We start from the raw sequence: 12,095 nt of genomic DNA on the forward strand, positions 1-12,095 counted from the left end.
CGTATCAGCGACGGTCCTGCTTGTACGGCGCCGGTGCGACGGTCGCTCGGATCTCCGCCGTCTCGTGGCGTTCGACGGCTCTGTTTTCACTTCCGTCTGCCTCGCCCCAGGTGAGCGTCACCTCGGTCCCGGGATCGCTGTGCTCAGTGTCGACGAGCGCCAACGAGAGCATCTCGCGGTGGTTGTTGATGTAGCTCATCCACTTCGAGACGCCGACGATCTCGCCGTCTTTCCGCACCTCGTCGTAGTGGCACGCCGAGGAGCGCGGGACCGGAAGATCCATAAATTTCTGCGTCTCGCCGTTGCGGAACAGCGAGTGGAAGACGTCGACGACGTCCCCGTCGTTCCAGACGAGCGTCACCTTCTCGCGGTCGGGGTCGTCGATCTCCGCTTCGAGAGCCGCCTTCCCCACGAAGTCGTGATCGAAATCGACGATGTGGCCGTACCCGACTTCGATGGGCGTGACGTAGTAGTCCTCGATGTCGGCGGCGTCGTAGCTCCCGCCGATCGAGATGAGGCCCTGGCGGAGGTCGAGCCACTCTCTGAACCCCCGCATCTCCTCACCCGAGTAGATCGCCGGCACCGGAAGCGGAAGCCACCCGAGCACGACGTTGGCGCTCTGATAGCTCTTCGAGCCGAGCCGCCGGATGCCGTGCTCCTCGCCAGCGTCGAGAACGGTCTCTCTCACGGCGTCAGCGTTCGCGTAGTCGCCCCAGAACTCGAAGCCCGCTTCACCGGCCATCCCGTGCCGGAGGAGAAACGCCTCGTTGCCGTCGATCGTGACCTCCTCGAACCTGAAGAATCCCAGGTCGGGGAGCGGCCCGTCGATGGCCGCCCGCATCACGTCGACGGCGTCCGGCCCCTGCACCTGATAACGGAAGTTCTCGGGGTCCCGTCCCGTCGCTACCGGGCGGCCCTGCATCTCCGCGTCGACGTCGTATTCGCCGGTCTCAGCCTGATACAGCAGCCAGTGATGCGCCGCTGCCGCGCCAACGCTGAGGAAGTTCGCCTCGCCCTCACGGAACAGGATGGCATCGCCGATCAGGTAGCCGTCCGGGTTGGCGACGACGAGCTGTTTTGCCTGACCGACGTCGAACGTCTCGAAGTCGTTGACGGCGTAGTCGGTGTACAGTTCGATCGCCTCCGTGCCCTGGATCCGTAGATCCGTCATATGATACGACTGGTCGGCGAACGCACAGCTCTCCTGCCACGCGCGCTGTTCTTCGATCCAGTGCGTGAACTCGTCCGGGAGTTTCGTGAACTGTCCGAGACCGAGGTCACGCAGGAGGTCGACCGGACTCTCGGCGGCCTGGAGTGCGTCTTCTAGGGTACGATCTGACATAGAAGCCGGTACGTGCATTGGTACACATCACCATAATCGTTTGTGAGGTTTGGCTGGTGAGTTCAAATCGAGTTTTCGATGTCGCTGACCGATCCGGGCACTGACCGCGTCCGGCGACTGCAGTCGGCAGTATACTTATTTCCGCTCCGGGGCTGGATTTCAGTAATGCACGCAACGAACGGACGGTGGTCGAACGATGAGTGACGCACAGACGGACATCCGTGCGTACACGCTCCGTCTGGAGTTGGTCGACGAACCGGGCGAACTCCTCCGCTCGCTCGGCCCGATCGCCGAGAACGGCGGGAATCTGCTGTCGATCTTCCACGAGCGGGGCAACGTCACCCCACGTGGACACATTCCCGTCGAGGTCGACATCGAAGCGACACCGGATCGCTTCGAGAAGATCATCGACGGCCTCCGTGACGCTGGCATCAACGTGGTCCAGGCGGGGACCGAGCGATACAGTGAGGGGCTTACTGTCGTGCTGTCGGGACACCTCATCGACACCGGCCTCTCGGATACCCTCTCGCGGATTCAGGAGGCGACGAACGCGACGGTGACGGATCTCTCGCTTGCGGCACCGGAGGGCACGGCCGACGTCTCCAGCGCGCGCATCGACATCGCTACCGAACGGGGGGCGACCGAGGAGGTCCTCGAAAAGCTCCGCTCCATCGCCGAGGAGAAGGAGCTACGGCTGGTCGAGCCGCTCCCGACGAGTGCGAGCGTCTGATAGGGACTATCGTAAGTCCTCATAGATTTCTCGCCGGACGGGACGGCGAGAATCTCCGAACAGTTACGATAATCCCTATGAGTGTCGTGATCAGTCGGAGAAAAACAGCCGTTTAAATCCTCAGAACCGGAAAAATGCGCGTCGGTCAGTTCGGGAGCGTGAGCTCGGACGGGACGGTCACGTCGTCCTCGATGGCCTCGATACGTTCTAGCTTCGTCCCGTCGATCCTCGTCGCCTCGATGAGGGCGGCGAGTTTGCCCAGCGGGATCTGGCCCGGCGCGTACTCGCTGTCGTCCGACAGCAGCGGCGCGTAGCCGAGTTTCGAGCCGTAAATGTGACCGACGACGCGGGTGTGGCTTCCGATCTCGCCCATCGCGATACCGGCGGCGTCGAGACCGGATTCGGTGGCCTCGTGCAGCGCCGAAAGCAGCGTCAGCGTGTCCGAGAGGTCCTTCGGATACGTTGCGACCTTCGCGATGTCACCGTAGCCAGCACACTGATCGAAGATCGCGGTCAGGACGTCCCCGTCCGGCGTCGTCTCGAAGTCGTGATGCGAGATAATGAGACGGACGTCGTTCTGGCGGAACTCCTCTAAGATCCACTCTTTCGCGCGAGCCGTCTCCAGTTCGATGTCGACGTACGCGACCGAGTCGAATCGGGATGCAGCAAAGAGCGTGTCCAAGCGTCCGGTGTCCTCGGCTTTGCCGCCGAACCACTGGTTTCGGTTCGTCGCGATGATCGGTAGTTCGCCGTCGTATGCCTCTAGCTGTTCGATCGGCTTTTCGGCCTTGTCGATCCGGAATTCGACGATGTCCGCAGCCCCCCGAGCCTCTGTCTCCCGTGTGAGGTCGTTTGTCGTAGCTGCAAGGGCGAAGTCGTCGATCTTCATGTCACGGAGTAGCACCCTGCTCGTTATAAGTTTGCTCATCAACCGAAGTGGTCGTCGTCAGTCACGTTGGGAGACCCCACGGAGTCGCAACTGATCTTATGTGTCTCTCATCTCGAATACAGGTATGACCGACTCCGCCGATCGCAATTCGCCGACGACTGCCGACACAGCGCTCGAAGCCGTGCGTGCCGGAATCGGTGCGGCCCACCCGGAGAGGGTCCTCCGAGAGACAGTCACTGTCGACGGAGACCGACTCCGGATCGACGATCGAACGTACGATCTCACGGCGTACGACGACGTGATCGTCTTGGGCGGCGGCAACGCCGCTGGCACGGTCGCGAGCCACCTCGCAGACCGCCTCGACGGGCATCTCACCGATGGTGTCGTCGTTACGGACGATCCGGCGCCCGCCGACCCGATCGAGATCGTCGTCGGCACCCATCCCGTCCCGAGCGACGCCAACGTCGAGGGCGCGCGCCAGGTTCTCGAACGGGCGCGCGAGGCCGACGAGAGGACGCTCGCCCTCGTCGTCATTACGGGAGGTGGCAGCGCCCTCCTCTCGGCCCCCGTCGACGGCGTGTCGCTCACAGACCTCCAAGCGCTCACCGAGGAACCTCTCCAGTCGGGTGCGCCGATCGATCGGATCAACAGCGTTCGGAAGCACGTCTCGGTGCTGAAAGGAGGCCAGTTGGCTCGCGCCCTCGCGTCGGCAACGACCGTCGGCCTCGTCTTCAGCGACGTCACCTCCGGCGATCCCTCTGTCGTCGGGAGCGGGCCGCTCTCGCCGGATCAAACCACCTATGCCGACGCGCTCGCCACGCTCTCGGAGTACGGCGTCGACGCCCCAGCGTCCGTCAGTCGCCACCTCCAGCGCGGCGTCGAGGGCGACATTCCGGAAACGCCAGGGGCTGACGATCCCGCGTTCGAGCACACGTCGATCCACGTCGTTGCGGACAACTTCACCGCGCTCGCGGCCGCACGTGACGTCTGCCGCGAGGCGGGGTTCGAGACGATCGTGCTCTCTTCGTCCGTTCGCGGCGAGGCCCGCGAGGCAGCGAAGACGCACGTCGCGATCGCCGAGGAGGTCCGGCGAAGCGGCAATCCCGCGACGGCGCCCGCGGCGATCCTCTCCGGCGGGGAGACGACCGTCACGGTCGCGGGCGACGGCTCCGGCGGTCCGAATCAGGAGTTCGCACTCAGCGCCGCGATCGAACTCGCAAGCGACGACGGCGCCGAGGCGGTACTGGCCGCCGTCGACACCGACGGGATCGACGGCCCGACCGACGCGGCTGGCGCCGTCGTCGACGCAAATACCGTCGGCGATGTCCAACGTGCGCGCTCACTGCTGGCCGCAAACGACGTCCACGACTACCTCGACGAGCGCGGGGCACTCGTGCGGACCGGACAGACCGGCACCAACGTCAACGACCTTCGCGTTCTCCTCGTTCCGGCGTGAGCGCGCGGCAGAGCGAGGTTCACGTACTGGTTATTCCAGTCCGGCGTCGCGAAGCGCGGAGTTCGGGAGTTCCTCGCCGTCGATGCCGGCTTCGACGTTCGCGGCCGCCATCTCGGCGACCCGACTGCGGGTCTCGATACTCGAACTCCCGATGTGCGGTGTCACGACCAGCTTTTCGGGCGCGTGCCGCATCAGATCGTGGTCCGCCGGAAGCGGCTCCGGGTCAGTCACGTCGAGGCCCGCGCGGCCGATCCACCCTTCTTCGAGTGCGGTGTCGAGCGCGTCGGTGTCGACGATCTCGCCGCGAGCCGTGTTGACGAGGACCGCGTCGTCGGACATCTGTCGGAGTTCCGCTTCGCCGATAAGACCCTCCGTCTCGTCGAGGAGCGGGACGTGCAGCGAGACGAAGTCGCTGTCGGCGAGCAGTGCGTCGAGTTCGACGTACGTGGCGTCGACGCCGATCTCGGCGAGTTCGTCCTCGCGCTCGGGCTTGGGATTTCGCCCAGTGTACAGGACGTCCATCCCGAACCCGGCCGCGCGGCGGGCCGTGGCGAACCCGATGCTCCCGAGGCCGACGATTCCGAGCGTGGCGTCGTGAACGTCCGCACCCATCAGCAGTGTCGGATCCCACGCCTCCCACTCGTCCGCCGCCACGTACTCGTGGGCCTCGACAGTCCGTCGGGCGGCAGCCATCAGGAGCGTCCAAGCGAGATCGGCCGTCGTCTCGGTCAGCACGCCCGGGGTATGCCCGACGGCGATGTCGCGCTCGGCGGCCGCCTCCACGTCGATGTGGTCGTACCCGACGGAGAACGCGCTGACGACGGCGAGGTCGGGGGAGGCGTCCAGTACCTCGGCGTCGATCTCGTCGGAAACCATACAGACGAGCCCTTCGGCGTCGAGTTCGCGGAGCCTCGATTCGATGTGTGTCTTCTCTGGGGGGAGCGTTCCGTCCCAGACGACGACCTCGTACTGCTCTCGGAGTCGTTCGACCCCGGAACCGGGAATCTCACGCGTCACGTAGACCGTCGGTGTGGTGCTCATCGTCGCCGTCTCTCCGACGTGAGGGCAAAGTTCTTTGGAGTCGACGCGGCGCGCGGTTCCACGCTTCACACATTCTGTCCGACAGTATCAGATCCCCCGAACTGCGGCGTGCCGACTTCGACCGGTTCGGTTCCGCCTCCTTCGATCAGGGAGTTCCGATGTCAAAAAGCATTTAGCGGTACTAATTATATGTAATTACACGATGTCAGACGCGTTCCCCGACTACCTCGATGTCGACTACACCGACGGCGAAGGTGAGACGCCCGCGGACTATCCGACGATTCAGGACAAAATCGAGAAGGCAATCGAGGTCACGAAGCAGGGCCTCGAACAGTACGAGACGCCGGCCGTGATGTGGACCGGCGGCAAGGACTCGACGCTCACGCTGTACTTCATCAAAGAGGTCGCCGAGAAGTACGACCTGGAGACGCCGCCGGCGGTCTTCATCGACCACTTCCAGCACTTCGACGAGATCCACGACTTCGTGGACCACTGGGCTGAGGAGTGGGACCTCGACGTGGTCTACGCTCGCAACGAGGACGTCGGCGCGTACGTTGAGGAACACGACCTCGAACCCGGCGACGACATCGAGATCTCGGAGCTCTCTGAACACAACCAACACCACGTCCGCGACCTGCTCGAATACGAGGAGGACACCTTCCCCTTCCTGCTCGACACCTACGTCGGCAACCACCTGCTGAAGACTGTCGCGCTCAACGACGCGCTCGAAGAGTACGACGTCGACGGCGTCATCTCCGGCGTCCGCTGGGACGAACAGGAGGCCCGTGCCGACGAGACGTTCTTCTCGCCGCGTCACGATCCGGACATTTACCCGCCGCACGACCGCATTCAGCCCATCCTCCAGTTCGACGAGGCGTCCGTCTGGGAGGCGTTCTGGAACTTCGTGGTTCCGGACACCGTCGAGGGCTACCCCGACGAGGGCTACGTGCCCCAGAGCGCAGACGACCTGCCGAACGGGCTCACGATGGACGACATCCCGGTCTCGCCGAAGTACTTCGCCGGCTTCCGCTCGCTCGGCAGCGAGGTCTCGACGGACAAGACGACCGAGGAACCGGCGTGGCTACAGGATATGGAGAACACTACCGAGCGCGCGGGTCGCGCCCAGGACAAAGAGGACCTGATGGAGCGACTCCGCGACCTCGGCTACATGTAAGCTCGGTTACTGTGCCGGCGCGTCGACGTCGGCACCGACGTCGACGCGCTCGTGAATCGGCTCCTCGCGCGATTTGAGGTGTCGTGGCGTCCGGCCGTTCGAGACGGCCAGCACTTCTGCCACGATGCTGTGTGCGATCTGATGCGGCGAGCCGCCGCCTAGATCGAGACCGACCGGCGTGTACAGCGACGAGAGCTCGTCGTCTGCGAACTCCCGGCCGTCGTCCGCGAAGGCGTCCAGCATCTCCTCGAACCGTTCGCGGGGGCCCATCACCCCGACGTACGCGACGCCGGCGTCGAGCAGCGCGTCGATCGCCAGCCGATCGTCGACGAAGTTGTGCGTCATCACGACCGCGTACGTACGGTCGTCGAGAGCGAGGTCGTCCGCGATGGTGGCCGGCGAGGTCGTCACGGCGCGGTCGGCCGCTGGGAACCGATCTTCGAGGTCGACCGCCCCCCGGAAGCCGACGACGGTGACGCGGAAGTCGTTCTTCGCTGCGAACTCCGTCACCGGCCCCACGTCGTGGCCCGTCCCGAAGACGACCAGTTCCGAAGGGGCCGCGAGGCCGTCGATGAACACTGTCAGTTCGCCCGTGTCGGTCTCGAACGTGACGGTATCGGCCTTCCCCCGCGTCGCCAGTTCGCCGGCGGGACCGGCGAGCGCGTCGATCGGCCACTCTGTCGCTTCCGCTCCCGTAGGCAACTGTAGCGCCCCCGTCTCGGGGTGGTAGTAGGCGCGGTCGCCGCGATCGAACGGTCCATCGGCGTCGAGTACGGTCACGACGCCGACGTCCCGGCCGGCGAAGAACGACTCGACGGCCGGTCGATACGTCTCCGTCAGCGGTTCTACCAGTACTTCGATGACGCCGTTGCAACCGACGCCCAGCCCCCACAGGTCGTCTTCGTCGTCCTCCATCAGATCGTAGGTCACGAGTTCCGGGCGGCCAGTCTCACGGACTTCCGCACCTACCGTAACGAGTTCGTCTTCGAGGCAGCCGGCAGTGATGCTGCCGACGCCCGTGCCGCCCTCGTCGAGCAGCATCTTCGCGCCGGGTCGTCGGTAGGCGTTCCCCTCTACGTCGACGATCGTCGCCAACACGTCGGTTCGCTCGGCGTCGAGTCGGTCACGGATCTGCTGTACTACCTCCGTTTCGGGAACACTCCAGTCGTTCTGTGTCATATATTCGTTGTTTCTGAACCGTTTGTCTCGTCGAGTCGGACACCCGCGGGCCGTTCGACGGCCGCATACACCTTCTGCAGGCCGGCGTCGTGGAGGTCCGTCCCGCAGTCTCCGCGCTGGATCGCCGCGCGAACCGCGTCGCGGTCGCTCACTAACGCGCCGGCGACGACGTCGACGCCCGCATCGAACAGCGGTTCCGGGAGGAACGACGCGGTGGCACCGATCACGACGACGGTGGCGTCCGGGGGGACCGCATCGAGGTACCGTTCGACGCCACCGTAGATGAACGCCGACCCGGTCACGAAGACGACCTCGGCGCCGCTCATCGCGGCGTCCGTCTCCGGCGGCGTGAACGTGCGGACGGTGACGCCCGGTGGGGTGGCCACATCGTCGACTGGATCGCGCTCGATCACGCGAACCGCCACGTCGTCGAACTTGCGGAACGCCGGCGCGAACAGCCCGACGGTCGTGATGCGTCCGATGTCGTCCGCCAGGAGCGCCATCGGATCGCCGGTGTGCCAGTCGACGAGCGGTGCGGAGAGTGCGTTCATCGCCGCGATCCCGACTGCCCGTGCACTGTGCCCGTTCGTGCTCGCGTTTCGGTGCTCCGTCGCCGCCGCCAGCAGCGATTCCACGTCCGGGTCGTCGGTCATCGGTGGCTCGCCGGCCGGGCGATGCGCGACGCCCGCGCTTTCGACGCCCCCGTTCCGCACTTCCACGAGGATCGCCGCGTCTCCCACCGTGATGCGCTCCACCGTCGGGGTCGCGAGGTGCGAGCGAAGCCGTGCGGCGACCGCCTCCAGGAGGTCGGTCACGCCGACCCACCCCCAGAGTCGGCCCCGACGAGGCGACGGTCGTACTCGTAGCCAACCTGGCCGTGCAGTCCGCGCTGTTCGATCTGTCGCGCCGCCTCGGCGAGGTCTGCGGGTTCGGCGAACCCGAACAGGGCGTCGAGGTAGGGGACGCTCGTCGACATTCCGCGCGACTGCGGTTCGAACGCCGGTGAGACGGCCAGCGGATTGAGCCAGACGAGCGCGCCGGCCCGCTGGGCCAGCCACGTGATCCCGTCGGCCAGCGTGTCAGGGTCGCCGACGTCGAGGCCGTCGCTGACGACAACGACGACCGTTCGCCGGTCGACCGCGTAGGGGTGTCGCGCGCGGAGCGTCGTGAACGCCTCGCCGATCTGCGTGCCGCCGCCCCACTGAACTTCGGCCTCGCGGAGCGCCGCAGCCGGGTCGCCGCCGCCGCGAGCGAACTGTTCGGTGACGTCGACGAGTTCGGTGTCGAAGAGGAACACGTCGGTCTCGCGCGCGCTGTCGTACAGCCGATCGGCGAACGCCAGCAGCACGCTCCGGTCGACGGTGTCGAGGACGGAACCGCTCACGTCGACGAGGAGACAGCACCGGAGTTCACTCAGCGTCGGCCGTGATTCGGGGAGGTCGATCGGCGCGCCGCCGGTCGAGAGACTCGCCCGGAGCGCCCGTCTGGCTTCCACCCGGTCGCCGGCGGTCGACTGCCGGCGGCGACGCCCCGGGACCGTCGACAGCGCGTCGACGAAGCGGTCGATAGCTGTGAGTTCGGACTCGGTCAACTGCGCGGTGTCGATGTCGACTCGCTGTCGCCCGCCGACGGCGCTGTAGCGCCGGGCGTCGCTCTCACCAGTTTCCGCCGGACGGTCCCCCGTCACGTGACGGCGCTCGGTCGGGATGCGGACCTCGACGTCCCCGTCGCCCGAATCGTCGATATCCGGGGGTTCTGCGTCTTCGAGTACACCGGGGTCCTCGGCGACGGGACTGTCGGCGTGGGTCGGTCCGTCCTCGCGCTCGTCGTCGCCGCCGGCGGTCGGCCCGTCGTGATCCGTCGCGACGGCGCTCAGGCCAGATCGGAGCCGGTGCCAGAAGGTCGGAAACGCCGACTCGAAGGCGTCGCGCTCGGCCGGTTCCGAGAGCAACGTCGCCCGCAACGCGTCGGCCACGTGCGATCGATCGTCGAGCCCGACGACCGACAGGGCCTGCGCCGCGTGGAGCGTCGCACTCGTCGGGACGGTGACGCCGTCGTTCCGGAGTTGGGCGGCGAACCGAAGGAGTTCGATCAGGACGTGTCGCCGCGCCATACGGAAGTCCGGGACGTCCTCGCGGCCGTGGGTCGCGGCCGTGTCGACGCCCTCGTCTGCACCGCCTGCCGTCGGGTCACTGTCACCGTGCATATCGCTCACGCTTCGAGACGGTCTTCAGCCCTCGCTGCGGCCGTCTGCAACTGTTCCAGCAGTTCGGCGTCGATCCGGTCGAGGTCTTCGACTTCTTTGATGAGACAGCCGAGGGTGCGCTCGATCTCGTCGGTCGAGAGCGGCGCGTCCGCGTCGTCCTGTCGCAGTTGCGCTACGGCGCGCGCCCAATCGAGCGTCTCGGCGACGCCCGGTTGTTTGAGGAACGCCTCCTCGCGCAGGCGGTCGACGACGGCGCAGACTTCGGCCGCGACGGCCCCGTCGAGTTCGGGCACTTTCCGGCGCACGATCTCGTACTCGGCCTCGAACGACGGTGGTTCGACGTGGAGGTACAGACAGCGGCGCTTCAGCGCGTCCGAGAGTCCCCGGGTGCGGTTTGACGTGAGCACCACGACCGGCGGCTGCTCCGCGCTGACGGTGCCGAACTCGGGGATCGACACCTGGAAGTCCGAGAGCAGTTCGAGTAAGAACGCCTCGAACTCCTCGTCGGCCCGGTCGATCTCGTCGACTAAGAGCACCGGCGGCGTCTCACCTTCCGCGGTCAGCGCCCGCAGTAACGGCCGTTCGAGGAGGTACTCCTCGTCGAAGACGGACTGTTCGTGGTCGTGTCCCGTACCGGACCTGCCGGCGACCGTGCCCTCGTTGGCCTGCACCGCGAGCAACTGCTTCGTGTAGTTCCACTCGTACAGCGCGTTCTCGGCGGTCAGTCCCTCGTAGCACTGCAGTCGGATGAGTTCGGTGTCGAACGCGCTCGCGAGCACTTTCCCGAGTTCGGTCTTCCCGCTGCCGGGCGGCCCCTCGACGAGCAACGGCCGGCCGAGCGTGAGTGCGAGGTGGACCGTCGTGACCGTCCGGTCGTCGGCGACGTACTCCGCGGTCTCGAACCGCTCTCGAAGGTCCGACCCCGACAGCGACGCGAACGCTTCGCGGGTCATACTGACCCCTCGGCGGCGTCGAGATACGACGCGGGGTCGTTCTGGAACGAGTCGGCGCAGCCCTCACAGCAGAAGTAGTACGTCGTCCCGTCGTGTTCGACCGCGGGTGCGGACGCTGGCTCGACCGTCATTCCGCACACTGGGTCCGTCGCGAGTTCGTCGGCCGACCGCGAGCTGTCTTTCGTCACCTCGTCGTCACTGGCCGCTGTCTCGGCCGTATCGGCCGTCGTGGACACTCCGCTGCTGCGACCGCCGGATCCGCCCGCCGTCGATCGCGCGTCGACAACCTGGGCCAGGATGCTCGCCGCGATCTCGGCCGGCGTGTAGGCCGCGATGTCGACGCCCGCAGGGTTGGTCACCGCTTCTCGGACCGTTTCGGGGTCTACGTCGAGCACGCCGGCGGCCCGTTCGACGACCTCCGAGCTCCGCGTGTCGCTCGCGACGAGTCCGATGTACGGTGCGTCCGCGCGGACGCCGGCCGCGACGCCGCGGGCGTCGTACTTCCCCATCGACGCGACCACGACGAGCGGCGCGTGGTCGACGGCGTCGACGATCGCGTCGGGGTCAGTCTCCGTCACGACGGCCGCGTCGCCGACGTCGTCGCTTCCGTCCGGAGCGACGACTGTCACGTCGACCGCGAGTTCGGCCGCGAGTCGAGCGAGCGACCGGGCGACGGGCGAGTCGCCGACGATGAGGAGGTCGGGCGTCGTGTTCACCGGCTCGATGAACAGTTCGAGGACGCCTTCGCTGTGACAGTGCATCGGGAAGGCCTCGAGCCCCGGGCGGGCGATCTCCTCGGGGTCGGGCGCGATGCCGACCAGCCGTGGCTCGCCGTCCTCGATCGCGGCCGCTGACTCGCTGATCGCCGTCGTCTGCGCGCAGGCCGCGCCGCCGATCCAGCCGTGGAGTTCGCCGTCGGCTGTCACGACCGCGCGGTCGCCGACGTTCGCCGACACCGGCGGCTCGCGGCGAACGATCGTCACGCGAGCGTACGTCTCCCCGCGCGCTGTGAGTTGTGCTTCCAGTTCGGCGACGTCGCCGTCGGTGACGTCGACCGGGCGCGCGCCCTCGTCGTTCGCTCCTGTCTGGTCGTTTTCGTTCCGTGTCATCTGTCGGTGTGCGATT

At 66.6% G+C, this 12,095-nt stretch carries 11 protein-coding genes; 3 read left to right on the forward strand and 8 right to left on the reverse strand.

The genetic code is table 11. The annotated features are described in order from the left end of the window. Positions 1 to 4: 4 nt before the first annotated feature. Positions 5 to 1,342, reverse strand: a complete 1,338-nt coding sequence (locus NO347_RS02640) for a hypothetical protein (protein ID WP_256288139.1) — start codon at positions 1,340 to 1,342, stop codon at positions 5 to 7. Between the two features lie 196 nt (positions 1,343 to 1,538). Between NO347_RS02640 and NO347_RS02645 the strand changes: the two genes are divergently transcribed. Then, positions 1,539 to 2,072: an amino acid-binding protein gene (locus tag NO347_RS02645; protein WP_121568202.1), complete on the forward strand. Its 534-nt coding sequence runs from the start codon at positions 1,539 to 1,541 to the stop codon at positions 2,070 to 2,072. 145 nt (positions 2,073 to 2,217) lie between these two features. Here the strand turns inward: NO347_RS02645 and NO347_RS02650 are convergent, their stop codons facing one another. Continuing rightward, on the reverse strand, positions 2,218 to 2,961 hold the full coding sequence (locus NO347_RS02650; protein ID WP_121568203.1) for a type I 3-dehydroquinate dehydratase: 744 nt from the start codon (positions 2,959 to 2,961) through the stop codon (positions 2,218 to 2,220). Between the two features lie 124 nt (positions 2,962 to 3,085). On the opposite strand from NO347_RS02650, the gene NO347_RS02655 reads away from it, so the two are divergent. Beyond that, positions 3,086 to 4,417, forward strand: coding sequence for a glycerate kinase type-2 family protein (locus tag NO347_RS02655; RefSeq protein ID WP_256288140.1), 1,332 nt, complete (start codon positions 3,086 to 3,088; stop codon positions 4,415 to 4,417). A gap of 30 nt (positions 4,418 to 4,447) precedes the next feature. Here NO347_RS02655 and NO347_RS02660 read toward each other — a convergent pair whose 3' ends face one another. Further along, entirely contained in the window at positions 4,448 to 5,458 is a 1,011-nt protein-coding gene (locus NO347_RS02660) for a 2-hydroxyacid dehydrogenase (RefSeq protein ID WP_256288141.1), read from the reverse strand. A 202-nt stretch (positions 5,459 to 5,660) separates the two neighbouring features. On the opposite strand from NO347_RS02660, the gene NO347_RS02665 reads away from it, so the two are divergent. Beyond that, the gene (locus NO347_RS02665) at positions 5,661 to 6,632 is read left to right on the forward strand and encodes a phosphoadenosine phosphosulfate reductase family protein (protein ID WP_256288142.1); all 972 of its coding nucleotides are present in this window, start codon (positions 5,661 to 5,663) and stop codon (positions 6,630 to 6,632) included. Between the two features lie 6 nt (positions 6,633 to 6,638). On the opposite strand, the gene NO347_RS02670 is transcribed toward NO347_RS02665, so the two are convergent. Genes NO347_RS02670 through NO347_RS02690 form a run of 5 tightly spaced genes read right to left on the reverse strand, consistent with a single transcriptional unit; the run spans position 6,639 to position 12,079 of the window. Beyond that, complete coding sequence (locus tag NO347_RS02670) at positions 6,639 to 7,811, reverse strand: XdhC family protein (RefSeq protein ID WP_256288143.1); 1,173 nt, start codon at positions 7,809 to 7,811, stop codon at positions 6,639 to 6,641. Beyond that, positions 7,808 to 8,626, reverse strand: coding sequence for a Rossmann-like domain-containing protein (locus tag NO347_RS02675; RefSeq protein WP_256288144.1), 819 nt, complete (start codon positions 8,624 to 8,626; stop codon positions 7,808 to 7,810). The genes NO347_RS02670 and NO347_RS02675 overlap by 4 nt, the downstream gene beginning before the upstream one ends. Next, positions 8,623 to 10,017 carry a VWA domain-containing protein gene (locus NO347_RS02680; RefSeq protein ID WP_256288145.1) on the reverse strand — a complete coding sequence of 465 codons (1,395 nt, stop codon included), beginning with the start codon at positions 10,015 to 10,017 and terminating at the stop codon, positions 8,623 to 8,625. The genes NO347_RS02675 and NO347_RS02680 overlap by 4 nt, the downstream gene beginning before the upstream one ends. Before the next feature lie 5 nt (positions 10,018 to 10,022). Beyond that, a complete protein-coding gene (locus tag NO347_RS02685) occupies positions 10,023 to 10,970 on the reverse strand; it encodes an AAA family ATPase (RefSeq protein ID WP_256288146.1) in 948 nt (315 codons plus the stop codon). Then, positions 10,967 to 12,079 carry an XdhC family protein gene (locus NO347_RS02690; RefSeq protein ID WP_256288147.1) on the reverse strand — a complete coding sequence of 371 codons (1,113 nt, stop codon included), beginning with the start codon at positions 12,077 to 12,079 and terminating at the stop codon, positions 10,967 to 10,969. Before NO347_RS02690 ends, NO347_RS02685 begins: the two co-directional genes overlap by 4 nt. Positions 12,080 to 12,095 lie beyond the last annotated feature (16 nt).

The sequence above is a fragment of the Halobellus inordinatus genome (genome assembly GCF_024464655.1).
Taxonomy (GTDB): Archaea; Halobacteriota; Halobacteria; order Halobacteriales; family Haloferacaceae; genus Haloquadratum; species Haloquadratum inordinatus.